The organism is Rhodococcus sp. 14-1411-2a (genome assembly GCF_002259485.1).
Lineage (GTDB): Bacteria > Actinomycetota > Actinomycetes > Mycobacteriales > Mycobacteriaceae > Rhodococcoides.
In genome coordinates, this window is sequence record NZ_NPGA01000020.1 from 371,573 (window position 1) to 388,494 (window position 16,922).

Genomic DNA, 16,922 nt, shown 5'->3' on the forward strand with positions numbered 1-16,922 from the left:
GCAGTCGCGCGTCAGGACGTGATGACTCCGGTCCGGCGCAGGTCGAGCATGCCGGGCGCGGACACATCGATCGCTTGGCGAGCGTGCATCTCGAGCAATCTTGCTACGTCCACCTTGCCCGAGGTGAACCCGCCCTCCTCGAAGCGGCCGTTACGGCGCGCTTCGGCTTCCACGGAGTTGACCGGCGGTCCCTCGTACGAGCGACCGCCCGGGTGCACCACGTGGTACGAGCACCCGCCGACCGCACGTCCGGTCTGCATTTCCACCAGATCGAAACGCAGCGGACTCTGCACCTCGATCGTCGGGTGCAGAGCACTCGGCGGCTGCCAAGCGCGGTAACGCACACCGGCGACCTGCACGTCCTGACGCTCGGTCCGCAACATCGGCACCGGCACCCCGTTGCACGTCACCATGTAGCGGCCCGCGTCGGCTCCGGCGACCTGAACCTGGATTCGTTCCACCGAAGAGTCCACGTACCGAGCGGTGCCCGAGGACGTCGATTCTTCGCCGAGGGTGTTCCATGGCTCGATCGCACCCCGCAGCTCGATCTCGGCGTCACCGACCACGGTGGTGCCGATTCGGGGGAATCTGAACTCGGTGAACGGATCGAGCCAGCTGGTGTCGAAATCGATGCCGTGCTCGCGGAGGTCCTCGACGACACGCCCGATATCGTTGATGACGAAGTGCGGCAACATGTACCGACCGTGCAGATTGGCACCGTGCCGGATGAGAGGTGCCTTCAGCGGGGTGTCCCAGAACCGCGAGACCATCGATCGCACGAGCAGTGACTGCACCATCGCCATCTGATGGTGCGGCGGCATCTCGAACCCGCGCAGTTCGAGCAGTCCCAGTCGTCCGCGAGTGGAGTCGGGACTGTAGAGCTTGTCGATGCAGAACTCGGCGCGGTGCGTGTTGCCGGTGATGTCGGTGAGCAGGTGCCGCAGCGCTCGGTCGACGACCCAGGGCGACGCCGATCGGTCGGCCCCGGTCAGTCGTTCGATCTCGCTGAATGCGACCTCGAGCTCGTAGAGCGATTCCTCGCGGCCCTCGTCGGCGCGAGGAGCCTGCGACGTGGTGCCGATGAAGCGGCCCGAGAACAGGTACGACAGCGACGGGTGCCGCTGCCAGTGCGTCAGCAGCGAGACCAACAGGTCCGGTCGACGCAGAACGGGTGAATCCACCGGCGTCACCCCGCCGAGCGTGATGTGGTTTCCACCGCCCGTTCCACGCGTGGTGCCGTCGTTGTCGAATCCCTCTGTGCTCAAACGGGACTGACGCGCCTCGAGGTAGAGACGCTCCATCAGATCGTTCTGTTCCGCCCACGAGGAGGTCGGTTGCACGTTGACCTCGATCACACCGGGATCCGGTGTGACGGTGAGGGTTTGGATACGAGGATCGGACGGCGGACCGTAGCCCTCGATCACGACGGGCGTGTCGATGGTCGACGCCGCCTGCTCGACCCGCGAGACGAGATCGACGAAGTCGTCCAACCGATCCATCGGCGGCATGAACACGTGCAGGACGCCGTCGCGAACCTCGGCGACCAGTGCGGTGACGGCGGTGCCGCCCACCCCGGACGTCTCGTTCACCAACTGCGCGTAACGCGACTCGGCCGGGTTCACCGCACGCGGCGGTTGCTGGGTCAGCTGCGGTGTGGGCAGATCCGGCTTGGGCGCGGTGGGGTCTGCCGGGTTCTCGACGGGACCGCCGTCCCAGGAGATCGCGCGAAGTGGCAGCCGCAGGCCCGCGGGAGAATCGCCCTCCAGCAACACTATTCGGCCGCGGCGCAACTTCCAGTCCGAGCTCTCCCAGCCGGAGCCGTCCTCGGTGCGCGAGATGGGCAGAACGAATGCCGCAGGCTCGTCGGTACTGGCATCGAGCCGTTCGAGCAGTTTCTTTCTGGCATCCGCGGAATCGGCTCCCGGTTCGAGATCCTCGTCGTCGGCGGGCGGATCACCGTAGGGCTGGCGAACCAGGTCCAACAGTTTCACCAACGGGTCCTCGTAGGCGGGACGCGCCTGTGAGGCGGGCAGTCCGAGCGCCTTGACCAACTCGTCGATCAATGCCTGCGACGCCGAATTGTCCACCGGATCCGGGCGCAGGTCCTCGGCCAACCAGGGATCGGCGATCAGATCGGAGTCGTGCCACAGAGCTTGACCGTCGGTACGCCAGAACAGTCCCACCTGCCACCGCGGCAGAGGTTCGCCGGGGTACCACTTGCCCTGGCTGCGCTGCACCAGACCGTCCGGTGCGTAGATGGTGCGAAGCCGTTCAGCGAGCACACTTGCCAGCTTGCGCTTGTGCGGACCGTCGGCAGTGGTGTTCCACTCGGGCGCTTCCTGATTCTCGATCGCGACGAACGTGGGCTCGCCGCCGACGGTCAACCGAATGTCCTGATCGATCATCCGCTCGTCGATCTTCTCGGCTGTGGCCTTGATCGATTCCCACTGCTCGGCGGTGTACGGCAACGTCGTTCGCGGATCCTCGTGGACGCGGACGACGGTGTTCGAGAAGTCGAGTTCGGCCTTGCACTTGCTCGTCGCACCGGAGATGGCGGCGGCCGTCGACGGGTGCGGTGTGGCCGACAGTGGAATGTGGCCCTCGCCGGCGAACAGACCCGATGTCGGGTCCATCCCGACCCAGCCCGCACCGGGGAGGTAGACCTCGGTCCAGGCATGGAGATCGGTGAAGTCCTCCACCGGCCCGGACGGGCCGTCCAGCGACTTTACGTCGGAGGACAACTGAACCAGGTAACCCGAGACGAACCGCGCTGCCAGACCCATCTGACGCAGTACCGACACCAGCAACCACGCCGAGTCGCGGCACGACCCGACGGCGGACGTCAGGGTCAGATCGGGGGTCTGCACTCCGGGTTCCATGCGCACGGAGTACCCGACGTCGCCCATGACGGCTTGGTTTGCCATCACGAGAAAATCGATGGTGCGCAACGACTCTCCGCGTTCGGTGACAGCCGCCTGTAGCTTCTCCACCCAGGCCGAGACCACCGGTCCCGGTCCGGATCCGGCCTTGCCCTCGTCCACCGGCCGTAGATACGGCTCGAGGTCGGGCAGGTCGTGCTCTTCGTACGCGAAGCCGTAGTGCTCGGCCCATTCCTCGACGAAGAAGTCGAGGGGATTGATGGACGCCATGTCCGCGACGAGTCCGACGGTGATCGACAGGTGATCGGTTCGCTCGGGGAAGACCACCCGAGCGAGGAAGTTTCCGAACACGTCCTGCTGCCAATTGACGAAATGCTCCGCCGGCTCGATCTTCAGCGAGTACGCCTCGATGGGAGTGCGCGAATGCGGTGCCGGTCGCAGCCGAATTTCGTGCGGAAAGATCTTGACGGTGCGGTCGAATCGGTAGCTGGTGCGGTGTTCGAGTGCAACCTTGATGCCCACGGCGAGCCCCTCGTGATAGTCCCGGTATGGGTAGAACACCCAACCCTAGTAGGACCGGGCCCGGTGCGCTCGGCGAGAAATCGTGTCCGAAATGTACCGACCGGGCAGGTGTGTAGTGCTTGACACCCTCTTCGTGGTGGGGTTCGCTCGGCGAGAATCGAGTATTCGTTCGACGCACGCCACACTTTGCAACCAAAGGGAATCTCGTGAGTGACAATTCACCCAACGGACCGCAGTACGGCTCCGATCCGAACCAACCCCAGTACCCCACGAATCCAGCGTCCGGTTACCCGCCGCCCGGCAACTACCCACCGCCCGGCAACTATCCGCCCCCGGGCAACTATCCGCCGCCACCGGTAGGCGGAAACGCCGGATTCGGACTGGGCTCGCAGTTGCCCGGCGGCGCGCAGCCCGGCAGCCTCGGATCACGTTTCGCGGCGCGCTTCCTGGACTTGCTCATTCTCGCGATCGTCCAGATCATCCTGTACTTGATTCTCCCCAGCGGGTTCTTCGGAACTTTCCTGATGGGTCTCGCGACTGCGCTCCTCGGCTTCGCGTACTTCACGCTGCTCGAGTCCTCCCGCGGCCAGACTCTGGGCAAGCAACTCCTCGGCCTACGCACCCTCGGCCCAGCAGGCGGACTGCCCACTCAGGCCGAGGCGGCCAAGCGCAATGCCTTCCTTCTGCTCAACATCGTGCCGTTCGTCGGCAGTTTCCTGGTGATCGTGGCGTACATCGTCGTTGCGGTGACCATCAACTCCAGCCCGACCAAACAGGGCAAGCACGACGAGATCGCCGGCGGAACCCAGGTCATCAGCATTTCGTAACAACCCGTCCACGCACGAGCGGACCTCCGACATCAGGCGGAGGCCCGCTCGTCTGCGTTCACAGTGTTTCGGGGTCTCGGTGCTCCGAACCACCCCACGCGTCCCGACCACAGACCAGGAGAACGACGTGAACGACGATCCGACCGACGAACCTCGGCCCGGCCAGGGTTCCGATCCCGACCGCCCCGAAACGCCGAACACTCCCCCGCCGAACACGGGAAACACCCCGCCGCCTGCCGGCGGTCAGTATCTGCCCCCGCCCGGGAACTACCCGCCGCAGGGGAACTACCGACCGCAGGGACCTCAGGGCGGCTACCCGCCTCCCGGTGGCTACCCACCCCCGCCAGGAAACTACCCGCCTCAGATCGGCGCGCCCGGCAGCTATCCACCGCCACCCGGTGCGTATCCACCCCCGCCCGGCAACTACGCGAACTACGGCAACCAGGGGTACGGACAGGTGCCGTTGGGTCCCAATCCCGGTCGCCTGGATGTCGGTGCAGCGCTGAGCTACAGCTTTGCCAAGTTCAAGGACAACGTCGGCCCGTGGCTCGCCATCACGGCCATCGTGTGGGCTGTCAGTGCTATCGGGGTCGTCCTGATCTTCGCGTCGACGTTCACCGCGGCGATGGCAGCCGCCGACAGCGGTGACACGACGTTCACGACCACGACATCCGGGGTGGCCATCGTCGTCACGGCCATCGCCACGTTCGTGTCGTATTTCGTCAACGCCGCCTACGTTCGCGGAGCCCTGGACGAGACCGGCGCTCCCGAGAAACCGTCGTTCGGGCGGTTCTTTCAACTCACCAACGTCGGCCAGATCGCCGTCCTGGCGTTGATCTGGACCGTCGTCAGCGTGGTGCTCGGTTTCATCCCGTTCCTCGGAACGGTCCTTCTGATCGCGATCGGCTTCCTCGCGAACTTCGCCTTGACGTTCCTGATCGATCGCAACCAGTCGGCGATCGAATCCATCAAGTCGAGTGTCGACCTGACCGTCAAGAACTTCGGCCCGATGCTGCTGCTACTACTTCTGTTGACCGCGATCAACATCGGCGGCGCGCTGCTGTGTGGCCTCGGTCTGCTGTTCACCATCCCGATCTCGGTGATCGCGACCAACTACGCCTACCGCGTCCTCACCGGCGGTCCGCTGTCCCCCGCACGCTGACCCACTGCTCCTGAAAAAACTCCCCCTACAGACGAATGTCCCCGTAGCGCAGTGCGTTACGGGGACATTCGTTTTCGATCCTTCTAGGCCTCGGCTGGTTCTTCCTTCTTCTCCGGCTTGAAGTCGACGCCCGATTCCTTACGCTGCTGCGGCGTGATGGGTGCGGGCGCGTCTGTCAACGGGTCGATGCCGCCGCCGGACTTGGGGAACGCGATGACCTCTCGGATGGAATCGACTCCGGCGAGCAGCGCGGTGATGCGATCCCAGCCGAAAGCGATGCCGCCGTGCGGCGGTGCGCCGTACGAGAAGGCATCGAGAAGAAAGCCGAACTTCTCCTGTGCTTCTTCCTTGCCGATACCCATGATCGCGAACACCCGTTCCTGAATGTCCTTGCGGTGGATACGAATACTGCCGCCGCCGATCTCGTTTCCGTTGCAGACGATGTCGTAGGCGTAGGCCAGAGCAGATCCGGGGTCGGTGTCGAACGTATCCATCGACTCCGGCTTCGGCGAGGTGAACGCATGGTGCACCGCCGTCCACGCACCGGATCCGACCGCTACGTCCCCACTGGCGGTGGCGTCGGACGTGGGCTCGAACAGCGGGGCATCGACGACCCACACGAACGCCCACGCCTTCGGGTCGATCAGGTCGAGCTTCCGAGCGATCTCGCCGCGCACGGCACCGAGCAATCCACGGGATGCCTTGACAGGGCCGGCGGAGAAGAAGATCGCATCTCCGTTCTTCGCGCCGACGTGTGCGGCGAGGCCGTCGCGCTCGGCGTCGGTCAGGTTCTTGGCAACCGGACCACCCAGCGTGCCGTCCTCACCCACGAGAACGTACGCGAGGCCCTTGTGGCCACGCTGCTTGGCGAATTCCTGCCATCGGTCGAGCTGCTTCCGGGGCTGGCTCGCGCCACCGGGCATGACGACCGCACCGACGTACGGGGCCTGGAACACTCGGAAGGTGGTGTCGGAGAAGAAGTCCGTGCACTCGACCAGTTCGATCTCGAAGCGAAGATCGGGCTTGTCCGAACCGTAGCGACGCATCGCCTCGGCGTAGGTGATCCGCGGAATCGGAGCCGTGAAGTGATGCCCGACGAGCTTCCACAGCGATGCCAGGATCTCCTCGGCCAACAGGATGACGTCGTCCTGGGTGACGAAGCTCATCTCGACGTCGAGCTGAGTGAACTCCGGCTGACGGTCGGCGCGGAAGTCCTCGTCTCGGTAGCACCGGGCAATCTGGTAGTAGCGTTCGATACCGCCGACCATGAGCAGCTGCTTGAACAGCTGCGGACTCTGCGGCAGAGCGTAGAAGCTACCCGGCTGCAACCGCGCCGGCACCAGGAAGTCGCGGGCACCCTCGGGGGTGGATCGCGTGAGCGTCGGAGTCTCGACCTCGACGAACTCGTGGTGCGCGAGCACCGAGCGGGCGGCGGCGTTGACATGAGAGCGCAGGCGAATGGCATGCCCGGGGCCCTCACGACGCAGATCGAGGTAGCGGTACTTCAGACGCGCTTCTTCGCCCGGCTGGTCGTCGAGCTGGAACGGCAGCGGTGCCGCCTCGGACAGAACCTCGATCTCGGAGGCCTCGACCTCGATCGCACCGGTGGGGATCTCGTAGTTGGCGTTGCCCTCGGGGCGGCCCTCGACCTTGCCGGTGACCTTCACGACGTATTCGGCGCGCAGGCGATGGGCCTGCTCGAGTGCTGCTCCCTCACGGAAGACGACCTGGGACACACCGGACGCGTCGCGCAGATCGATGAAGATGACGCCGCCGTGATCGCGTCGGCGGGCCACCCATCCCGTCAGCGTCACGGTTCGGTCGACGTGCTCGGGGCGTAATGAGCCGGCGAGGTGGGTGCGCAGCACGGGTGTCCTTTCGAGAAAAATCCGCTGATCGTGTTCTTCGCTCACCGATCCTACGGAGCACATGACCGTAGAAGGAAACGAGATCGCGACGCGGCATGCGAAGCTATGGCCGACAGCAGCGATGTGTGTTCTCGCCACAGGGTGGGAGCTCGGCGGAGAGGAACTCGGGCATGACCTTCAGAGAAGGTTCGCGGATGGAGCGGGGTCGAGTCTCCGTCGGCGGCAGCGGTGGCGGCGGACGCGGTGGCAAACTCGCCATCGGCGGTGGTGCAGGCGGCCTGATCATCATCGTCATCGCGCTGCTCTTCGGCGGAGATCCCGGTTCGATTCTCAATCAGATCAGTGGCGGTGACAGCTCGGCGGGGCAGGTCGACTCCGGCACCTCGGGGACCCTCGAGGGCTGCGAGACCGAGGCGGACGCGAACACCAAGATCGACTGCCGTATCGGATTCACGGTGTCGAGCCTGGACACCGTCTGGGAATCGCAGCTGCAAGCTCAGACCGGCGTCGCCTACGTTCAGCCCGGCGTGAATCTGTTCTCGGGAGCGACCAATACCGGCTGCGGCAACGCCACCAGCGCCGTCGGGCCGTTCTACTGCCCCGCCGATTCCACCGCCTACTTCGACACCAGCTTCTTCCAGGTTCTCGTCGACCAGTTCGGCTCGAGCGGCGGCCCCCTGGCGCAGGAGTACGTGGTGGCGCACGAGGTCGGCCATCACCTGCAGAACCAACTGGGCGACATCGGCCGCGCGCAGGCCGATCCTCAGGGACCCGAGTCCGGTGGCGTCAAGGTGGAGCTGCAGGCCGATTGCTACGCGGGAATCTGGGCGCACTATGCAGCCGACACAGTCGATCCGGACACCGGGGTTCCGTTCCTCGAGCCGCTGACCACCACCGACATCGATGACGCTCTCTCCGCCGCGTCGTCGGTGGGCGACGACCGGATTCAGCAGGCATCCACCGGCAGCGTCAACCCCGAGGGCTGGACGCACGGTTCGTCTGCACAGCGACAGGCATGGTTCACCGCGGGCTACGAGACCGGGCAGGTGGCGGCCTGCGACACGTTCTCGGCGCGGGACCTGAACAATCCCTGATCCCCGAAGTAGTCGGAACGACGTAGTCAGAACAAGGTGAGGGCCGGCCCCGAGGTCACCGACGCTCGGGGTTCGGCAGGTTCGTTCACGGGCAGCGAGCGGGTCTGCTCTGGGGCGAACCCGTACTTGTCGAGCAACGGATCGATGCGGCCACGTAGCCACTGCTTGTACTCCGGAGTCACGTAGGCCCCGTGCCCGTAGAGCTGACGGTACCGCCGCACCAACGCGGGGTGCTCCTTCACCAGCCAGCTCATGTACCAGTCTTTGGTGCTCGAACGCAGATGCATCGGCAGGGCCGTCACGGTCGTCGCACCCGCCTCGGCCAGAGCACCGATGAGGCCGTCCAGTTGCTTGGCCCCGTCGGTGAGGAACGGAATGACCGGTGCCACCAGAACTCCGCACTCCAGTCCGGCGTCGCGGACCGCTCGAACGAGGTCCAATCGTGCTCGCGGACCGGGGGTTCCGGGCTCGAGCTGCTTCTGCAGGTCGGCGTCGTGAATAGCGAGGCTGATGCTCACGTGCACGTCGACTTGCTGGGCAGCCAACGTCAACAGGGGTAGATCGCGTCGCAAGAGTGTGCCCTTGGTCAGAATCGAGAACGGAGTGCCAGATTCGGTCAGCGCCCGAATGATGCCGGGCATCAACCGATATCGGCCCTCCGCGCGTTGGTAGGGGTCGGTGTTGGTTCCCAGCGCCACCGGCTCACGCTTCCACGATCGCCGCGAAAGCTCCTTGCGCAGAACGGCCGCGACGTTGGTCTTGACGACGATCTGCGAGTCGAAGTCGTTGCCGGAGTCCAGATCCAGGTACTCGTGGGTGGGGCGGGCGAAGCAGTATCGACATGCGTGCGAGCATCCGCGCATCGGGTTGACGGTCCACGAGAAGGGCACCTGCGATTCGCTCGGAACCTCGTTCAGGGCGCTCTTGCACAGCACCTCGTGGAAGGTGATGCCCTCGAACTCCGGCGTCTGCACGCTGCGGACCAAACCCGACCGCTTGAGCCCCGGTAGCGCCCCGTCGTCCGCGGCGTCGAGAGTCTGACCCGCCCATCGCATGCACACAGTCGAACATTTGTTCTATGCCGTGTCAAGGCCGGCCCGCCACTGCCGATCCCCGCTCGGGTGTGGTCATGGGAAGGCGATACCGTAGGCCCCCAGTCGATCCTAGGAGTGCACCGCCGTGACCGCCCCGAACACACCGACCCTCGAACCCATTCTGCGTCTCGGCCTCACACTCGGACCTGGAATCGACATCGGTTCGGTACCCGCGGGCGAGCGGGTCGTCACCACCGTGCTCGGCGGCGCAGCTCCCGGCCCCGACATCGAGGGAACTCTCGCAGCCGGGTCGACCGTCGTCAGCGTGACGCGGTCCGACGGATGCACCGAGTTCAGCAGCGACCTCGTTCTGGAATTGGCGACCGGAGGCTACCTCTCCTTGGACTACCGAGGGGTTCAGTTCGGGCCTGCCGAGGTCATCGAAGCTCTGAACGATCCCGAGCGAGAGGTCGATCCCGCCACGTACTACTTCCGCGGCACACTCCGCGTGTCGACCGCAGTGCCGAAGTTCACCTATCTCAACCGCGCACTCGTCGTCACGTCCGGATCCCGCTCCGCCGAAGCCGTCGTGCTCGACGCCTTCCTGGTCACCTGATCACGGTTCAGTCGAGCAACTGCGCGACCTCGCGGTCGGTCAGCGTCGCCTGCGGAGTTCGCCCTTTGCTGCGAACCAGTTCGACGGCGCGATAGAGCGGCCGCTGATCGAGTCCGGCATCGCGCGCCTCGGCACGTAGCTGATCCACCAGCACCGATGCGATCGCTGCGGCTGGTACCAGCTCGGTGGTCCACAGCGAGTCGGCGAGGCTGCGTAACGCGAGAATCGGCAGCTCACGGCCCCCGTCCCTGGTGTAGAGCGCAAGCGGAACCACGATGTGTGTACGCCCGTCGTAGAGCCGCAGCGAGATCTGATCGATTCCGGCCGTCCGAATTGTCAGTTCGGCCGTCACCACCTCCGGCATTTTCAGCCGGCGAGTGCGCAACCCTCGCGCGCACAGTTGCGGGCCGTCGAGCCACACCCGTCGGCGCAGACCGAGCCAACCCGACAGCACTGCGGGACCGCCGACGATCACCCCGACGAGAACTGCGACCCACACCGGCGCGAACAGCGCCAGGACGACGGCGAGAACGATCCCGATCACGGCCGACCCGACCATTATCTTGCGCAGGCGCGGTGCCAGGAACTCCACCGAGACCAGGTCGAGGGCTACCGGCCCCGCGTTGGACCGAGAGTCACCGGGCCGGGACTCACTGGGCAAGGCGCGCTCCGAGGGCGTCGACCACGTCGGCCATCGGAACGGTGTCCTGCTCGCCGTTCGAAAGGTCTTTCACCAGAACCGATTCCGCAGCCAGTTCCTGATCGCCGAGCATCAACGCGAACCGCGCCCCGGACCGGTCGGCGGCCTTCATGGCACCCTTGATCCCGCGATTGCCGTAGGCCATGTCCACGGCTATTCCTCGTTCGCGTAGCTGAGCCGCGATGTCGACGATCGCCAGCTTGGCGCCGGCACCCATCGGAACGCCGAAGACCTGGCATCGTGACGTTGCGCCCGCGGTCTTGCCTTCGGCGGCGAGGGCCAGCACGGTGCGATCGACGCCGAGGCCGAACCCGATTCCGGAGAGCGCCTGCCCGCCCAGCTGTTCCATCAGCCCGTCGTAGCGTCCGCCGCCGCCGATGCCCGATTGTGCGCCGAGCCCGTCGTGCACGAACTCGAACGTCGTCTTGGTGTAGTAGTCCAGGCCCCGCACCATCCGCGGATTCACCAGGTACGGAACGTTCATCACGTCCAGGTATGCCAGCACTTCGTCGAAGTGTTCCTTCGCCGATTTGGAGAGGTGATCGAGCATCAGCGGTGCGTCTGCGGTCATCGCGCGCACCTCAGGGCGCTTGTCGTCGAGCACCCGCAGCGGGTTGATCTCGGCGCGTCGACGGGTGTCCTCGTCGAGGGGAAGCGCGAACAGGAACTGCTGCAACAGCTCTCGGTACTGCGGGCGGCAGGTGTCGTCGCCGAGCGAGGTGATCTCGAGCCGGAACCCGGTGAGCCCGAGGGTACGGAAACCGGCGTCGGCCACGGCGATGACCTCGGCGTCCAGCGCCGGGTCGTCGACGCCGATCGCCTCGACACCCACCTGCTGCAGCTGCCGATACCGGCCGGCCTGCGGGCGTTCGTAGCGGAAGAAGGGCCCGGCGTAGGCGAGCTTGACCGGCAGCGCTCCCCGATCCAATCCGTGCTCGATCACCGCGCGCATGACTCCCGCAGTGCCTTCGGGACGCAGCGTCACCGATCGATCTCCGCGGTCGGCGAAGGTGTACATCTCCTTGCTCACCACATCGGTCGACTCCCCGACTCCGCGGGCGAACAGCCCGGTGTCCTCGAAGATCGGCAGTTCGATGTGGCCGTAGCCGGCGTTGCGGGCGGCGTCGAGCAGCCCCTCGCGTACTGCGACGAACTCGGCCGAGTTCGGGGGGAAGTAATCGGGGACGCCCTTGGGCGCAGAAAAGGCGGTCGGCTTGCTCACGTTCACAGCTTCCCTTGCTCGGGGTCGGTGAGTCCAACGAGGAACGGATTGGACTCGCGCTCCTGGCCTATCGAGCTCTGTCCGCCGTGCCCCGGGAGCACCACCGTGTCGTCACTGAGCGGTAGCAGCCGACTCGCGATCGATCGCAGCAGCTGATCATGATCGCCGCCGGGCAGGTCGCTGCGCCCGATCGATCCCGCGAAGAGGGTGTCCCCGGTCAGTGCCAACGGAACCGAGCCGTCGGGCCCGACTGCATGGGCGAGGAACACGACGGATCCCTGGGTGTGCCCGGGGGTGTGCACCACCGTGAACTCGATTCCGGCGAGCTCGAGCCGGTGACCGTCCGTGAGCTCGATCACCTCGGCCGGTTCGTGGAACTCGAGGTCGCCCAGCACTGCCGCCAACGTCGGACCCGTTCCCTTGATCGGATCGGCCAGCATGTAGCGGTCCTCGGGTGCGATGTACGCCGGGATGCCGTACTTTTCGCAGATCGGCTCCACCGACCACGTGTGGTCCAGATGACCGTGCGTGAGCAACACTGCGGTGGGGGTGAGCGAGGACTGCGTCAGGAAGTCGATCAGCGGATCCGCGGCGTCCTGACCGGGATCGACGACGACACACTCGGACGCGTCGTCCTGGGCCAGGATGTAACAGTTGGTCTGAAACATGCCTGCGGGGAATCCGGTGACGAGCAAGACAAACGCTCCTAAAGGCTGAGGCCGAAGTACCGAGCAAGCTTAGTGTGGCCGCTCGCGTCGGGTCCCCCCAGCATGCTCTCAGGCAACAGTGGCAAACTCGCGTTGGCCGATTCTCGGCCGGTTACCACACGATCGGTCCGTGCAGCGAGCGGGCGAGGTCGTTTTTCGACAAGCGGGAGGAACACGAATTGCCCAGCAACGAGCAACGGCGCGAGGCTGCCAAACGAAAGCTCGAACGCCAACTCGTACGCCGAGCCGAGCGAGCGCGGCGTCGTAAGCAATTGACGATCGTCGGTTCCGTTCTCGGCGTCGTCGCGGTCGTGGCCGTCGTCTCGGTCGTGTTCGTGGTGACGCGCGGTGACGACGATGCGAGCACCGCGCAGGAATCGTCGACGTCGGCACCCGCCGATTCGATCATCGCAGCGGGACGCACCGAGCCGCTGCCCGAGACGGTGAACTGCTCCTATCCCGCTGCGACGCAACCGGCGGCCAAGGAGAACACTCCCCCGCGCACCGACAACGTCCCCACCAGCGACGAGCCGCTGAGCTACAGCGTGACCACGTCTGCGGGCAACATCGGTCTGACACTGAACAATCCCGAGGCTCCGTGCACGGTCAACAGCTTCGTATCGCTCGCCAACCAGGGCTACTTCGACGGCACCACCTGCCATCGACTCACCACGGGCGCGGGCCTGCAGGTGCTGCAGTGCGGCGATCCCACCGGCACCGGGTCCGGCGGGCCGGGGTACCAGTTCGCCGACGAATTCCCCACCGATACCTATGCCGAAGGCGACCCCGCCGCACAGACCCCGATCTCCTACCCGCGCGGAACGTTGGCCATGGCCAACGCAGGCCCGGGTACCAACGGCAGCCAGTTCTTCCTCGTCTACGGCGATTCCGAACTGCCGCCCGCCTACACCGCGTTCGGCACCATCGACGAGACCGGACTTGCCACACTCGACGCCATCGCGGCCAAGGGTGTGGAGGGCGGCGCATCCGACGGAGCCCCCGCCGAACCGGTCGACATCACGTCCATGCTGAGCGACCTGTGAACCGCGCCTCGGCGCTGACGATCGCGGTCTCGGCCACCGCGCTGGTACTCGCAGGGTGTTCCGGTTCGACCGAACCGGCAGCCGCACCGACCACCACACCGTCGTCGCCGACGACCACGACGACCGAAGCACCCGCGCCGCGTCCTGCACTCGACCTGTCCCGGTTCGGTGCGTTGCCGCCCGTGCCGCAGCCGACGACCGATACGGTGTCCTGCTCGTATCCGGCGGAGTCGCCGGCCGCCAAGGAGGTCGACGCTCCTGCGACCGACAACATCGACGTGTTCGGAAACGTCGACGTGACGCTGTCCACCAATCAGGGTCCGATCGACATCACACTCGACCGCACTCAGGCACCGTGCACCGTCAACAGCGTCGTCGGCCTCGTCCAGCAGGGATATTTCGACGGCTCGCCCTGTCACCGACTGACGACGTCACCGGGCCTCGAGGTATTGCAGTGCGGTGATCCGTCCGGGTCCGGTCGAGGTGGACCGGGATACACCTTCGCCAACGAGTACCCCACCACCGCGTACACCGACGACCCGGCCCAGGCCGAGAATCCGGTGGTCTATCCCCGAGGAACGTTGGCCATGGCCAACGCAGGCCCAGATACCAACGGCAGCCAGTTCTTCCTGGTGTACGCCGATTCGGTGCTGCCGCCGCAGTACACGGTGTTCGGCACGATCTCGGACTCCGGTCTGCAGACCCTCGACGCCATCGCTGCGGGCGGGGTCACCGGTGGCTCCGAGGACGGCGCACCGGCGAACCCGGTGATCGTGGAGTCCGCCGCCTGAGTTCGCGCTCGAAGGCCGAGAGGGTGAGCAGAACATCTGCTCACCCTCTCGTCGTTCTCGGACTGCCGCTCAGGCAGCAGACGTCAGGCGGTACACGTCGTAGACGCCCTCGACGTTGCGCACCACGTTCAGCACGTGCCCGAGGTGCTTCGGGTCGCCCATCTCGAACGTGAACTTGCTGATCGCCACCCGGTCCCCCGATGTCGCGACGGACGCCGAAAGAATGTTGACCTTCTCGTCGGCGAGCGCCTTGGTGACGTCGGACAGCAGTCGATGACGGTCGAGTGCCTCGATCTGAATGGCGACCAGGAACACCGACGACGCCGACGGCGCCCACTGAACCTCGATGAACCGTTCGGACTGTTCCTCGAGCGACCGTGCGTTGGTGCAGTCGGTGCGGTGGACACTCACCGATCCACCACGGGTGACGAATCCGAGGATCTCGTCTCCCGGCACCGGGGTGCAGCACTTGGCGAGTTTCGCGACGACGCCCTCGGATCCGGTGACCAGTACGCCCGCGTCGCCGACCTGACGGGGTCGAGTCGGGATGGTCGACGGGGTCGACCGCTCGGCGAGCTCTTCCTCGACATCGCCGACGCCGCCGAGATGGGCGACCAGCCGCTGCACCACGTGCCGAGCGGACACATGATTCTCGCCGACCGCGGTGTAGAGCGCAGAGACGTCGACGTACCGTAGCTCGTGCGCGATTGCCGACATCGACTCGGCATTCATCAAGCGCTGCAAGGGTAGCCCGCCTCGACGGACCTCCTTGGCGATGCCGTCCTTGCCCGCCTCGAGAGCTTCCTCGCGGCGCTCCTTGGCGAACCACTGGCGAATCTTGGTCTTGGCACGCGGTGAGGCGACGAAACCCTGCCAGTCCCGGCTCGGACCGGCAGTGGCGGCTTTCGAGGTGAACACCTCGACCACTTCACCGTTGTCGAGAGTCCGTTCCAGTGCCACGAGTCGACCGTTGACCCGCGCACCGATACAGCGATGCCCCACCTCGGTGTGCACCGCGTACGCGAAGTCGACCGGACACGATCCGGCGGGCAGGGTGACCACGTCGCCCTTGGGCGTGAAGACGAAGATCTCCTTGACCGCGAGGTCGTAACGCAGCGACTCGAGGAACTCTCCCGGATCGGCGGCTTCTCGCTGCCAGTCGAGCAGCTGACGCATCCACGCCATGTCGTCGACCTCGGCATTGTCCTGTGAATGCTTGCCCTTGGTCTCCTTGTAGCGCCAGTGCGCCGCAATTCCGAACTCGGCTGTACGGTGCATGTCCCGCGTCCGGATCTGCACCTCGAGGGGCTTGCCCTCGGGTCCGATCACCGTGGTGTGCAGCGACTGGTACACCCCGTAGCGCGGCTGCGCGATGTAGTCCTTGAAACGGCCCGCCATCGGCTGCCACAGCGAATGCACCACGCCGACAGCGGCGTAGCAGTCGCGGATCTCGTCGCACAGGATGCGGACGCCCACGAGGTCGTGGATGTCGTCGAAGTCGCGGCCCTTGACGATCATCTTCTGGTAGATCGACCAGTAGTGCTTAGGGCGACCCTCGACGACGGCACTGATGCGCGACGCGGCGAGTGTCGCGTTGATCTCGGCCCGAACCTTCTCGAGGTAGGTGTCGCGGGACGGCGCACGATCGGCCACCAGACGCACGATCTCGTCGTACTTCTTGGGGTGGAGTATGGCGAACGCCAGGTCTTCGAGCTCCCACTTGACCGTGGCCATTCCGAGCCGATGGGCAAGCGGCGCAATGACTTCCAGCGTCTCCTTGGCCTTGCGCGCCTGCTTCTCCGGGGGCAGGAACCGCATGGTGCGCATGTTGTGCAACCGGTCGGCGACCTTGATGACCAACACCCGTGGATCTCGCGCCATCGCGATGATCATCTTGCGGATGGTCTCGCCCTCGGCCGCAGTTCCGAGCACGACCTTGTCGAGCTTTGTCACTCCGTCCACGAGATGAGACACCTCGTCGCCGAATTCCTCGGTCAACTTGGCCAGCGAATACCCGGTGTCCTCGACGGTGTCGTGCAGCAGCGCCGCAACCAGGGTGGTCGTGTCCATTCCGAGTTCGGCCAGAATGTTCGCCACAGCGAGCGGATGCGTGATGTAGGGATCGCCGGACTTGCGCATCTGCGAGGCGTGCAGCTCGTCGGCCACGTCGTAGGCCCGCTGCAGCAATGTCAGGTCGGCCTTGGGATAGAGCTCGCGGTGCAGGCTGACCAGTGGCTCGAGCACCGGCTTGACCGCCGCGCTGCGTCCGGCGGTGATGCGGCGCGCCAGACGCGCCCGCACCCGACGCGATGCCGAGGTGGGGACGGGTGCCGAATTACGGGTTCCCGACGGAGCCTGCGCATCGTTCGCCACCGGGCCGTGGGGTACCGGAGTGTCGACGGCCGGGCGGGAATCACCGGACGCGGCCTCGTCTGTCGTGACGACGTCGACACCGGT

General features: G+C 65.7%; 13 protein-coding genes. 6 read left to right on the top strand and 7 right to left on the bottom strand.

Going from position 1 to position 16,922, the window contains the following annotated elements; translation table 11 throughout:
• Positions 1–11: 11 nt before the first annotated feature.
• Entirely contained in the window at positions 12–3,401 is a 3,390-nt protein-coding gene (locus CH291_RS22670) for a transglutaminase family protein (protein WP_094688894.1), read from the bottom strand.
• A 206-nt stretch (positions 3,402–3,607) separates the two neighbouring features.
• On the opposite strand from CH291_RS22670, the gene CH291_RS22675 reads away from it, so the two are divergent.
• Positions 3,608–4,228 (top strand): RDD family protein, encoded by a 621-nt coding sequence (locus CH291_RS22675; protein ID WP_256980950.1) that lies wholly within the window; start codon positions 3,608–3,610, stop codon positions 4,226–4,228.
• A gap of 127 nt (positions 4,229–4,355) precedes the next feature.
• Positions 4,356–5,390 (top strand): hypothetical protein, encoded by a 1,035-nt coding sequence (locus tag CH291_RS22680; protein ID WP_143545960.1) that lies wholly within the window; start codon positions 4,356–4,358, stop codon positions 5,388–5,390.
• 83 nt (positions 5,391–5,473) lie between these two features.
• Here CH291_RS22680 and aspS read toward each other — a convergent pair whose 3' ends face one another.
• Entirely contained in the window at positions 5,474–7,258 is a 1,785-nt protein-coding gene (gene aspS / locus CH291_RS22685) for an aspartate--tRNA ligase (protein WP_068050575.1), read from the bottom strand.
• 170 nt (positions 7,259–7,428) lie between these two features.
• On the opposite strand from aspS, the gene ypfJ reads away from it, so the two are divergent.
• Complete coding sequence (gene ypfJ, locus CH291_RS22690) at positions 7,429–8,352, top strand: KPN_02809 family neutral zinc metallopeptidase (protein ID WP_068284208.1); 924 nt, start codon at positions 7,429–7,431, stop codon at positions 8,350–8,352.
• Between the two features lie 26 nt (positions 8,353–8,378).
• Here ypfJ and CH291_RS22695 read toward each other — a convergent pair whose 3' ends face one another.
• Positions 8,379–9,407 (bottom strand): Rv2578c family radical SAM protein, encoded by a 1,029-nt coding sequence (locus CH291_RS22695; RefSeq protein WP_094688712.1) that lies wholly within the window; start codon positions 9,405–9,407, stop codon positions 8,379–8,381.
• A gap of 124 nt (positions 9,408–9,531) precedes the next feature.
• Here CH291_RS22695 and CH291_RS22700 point away from each other — a divergent pair, with 124 nt between their 5' ends.
• Positions 9,532–10,002 (top strand): DUF3237 domain-containing protein, encoded by a 471-nt coding sequence (locus tag CH291_RS22700; protein WP_068050581.1) that lies wholly within the window; start codon positions 9,532–9,534, stop codon positions 10,000–10,002.
• A 7-nt stretch (positions 10,003–10,009) separates the two neighbouring features.
• On the opposite strand, the gene CH291_RS22705 is transcribed toward CH291_RS22700, so the two are convergent.
• From CH291_RS22705 to CH291_RS22715, 3 genes are read right to left on the bottom strand one after another with little or no spacing between them, the layout of a single operon-like run.
• A complete protein-coding gene (locus CH291_RS22705) occupies positions 10,010–10,663 on the bottom strand; it encodes a hypothetical protein (RefSeq protein ID WP_094688713.1) in 654 nt (217 codons plus the stop codon).
• On the bottom strand, positions 10,653–11,924 hold the full coding sequence (gene hisS / locus CH291_RS22710) for a histidine--tRNA ligase (protein WP_094688895.1): 1,272 nt from the start codon (positions 11,922–11,924) through the stop codon (positions 10,653–10,655). The genes CH291_RS22705 and hisS overlap by 11 nt, the downstream gene beginning before the upstream one ends.
• Before the next feature lie 2 nt (positions 11,925–11,926).
• The gene (locus CH291_RS22715) at positions 11,927–12,619 is read right to left on the bottom strand and encodes an MBL fold metallo-hydrolase (RefSeq protein ID WP_094688714.1); all 693 of its coding nucleotides are present in this window, start codon (positions 12,617–12,619) and stop codon (positions 11,927–11,929) included.
• Positions 12,620–12,810: 191 nt separating this feature from the next.
• Here CH291_RS22715 and CH291_RS22720 point away from each other — a divergent pair, with 191 nt between their 5' ends.
• Complete coding sequence (locus CH291_RS22720; protein WP_094688715.1) at positions 12,811–13,674, top strand: peptidylprolyl isomerase; 864 nt, start codon at positions 12,811–12,813, stop codon at positions 13,672–13,674.
• Complete coding sequence (locus CH291_RS22725; protein ID WP_068050585.1) at positions 13,671–14,465, top strand: peptidylprolyl isomerase; 795 nt, start codon at positions 13,671–13,673, stop codon at positions 14,463–14,465. Before CH291_RS22720 ends, CH291_RS22725 begins: the two co-directional genes overlap by 4 nt.
• 69 nt (positions 14,466–14,534) lie before the next feature.
• On the opposite strand, the gene CH291_RS22730 is transcribed toward CH291_RS22725, so the two are convergent.
• A complete protein-coding gene (locus CH291_RS22730) occupies positions 14,535–16,838 on the bottom strand; it encodes a RelA/SpoT family protein (RefSeq protein WP_068050588.1) in 2,304 nt (767 codons plus the stop codon).
• Positions 16,839–16,922: the final 84 nt, after the last annotated feature.

Coding starts and splice junctions, on each gene's coding strand:
- ypfJ (WP_068284208.1), top strand. CDS start 7,429: ATGACCTTCAGAGAAGGTTCGCGGATGGAGCGGGGTCGAGTCTCCGTC.
- CH291_RS22695 (WP_094688712.1), bottom strand. CDS start 9,407: ATGCGATGGGCGGGTCAGACTCTCGACGCCGCGGACGACGGGGCGCTA.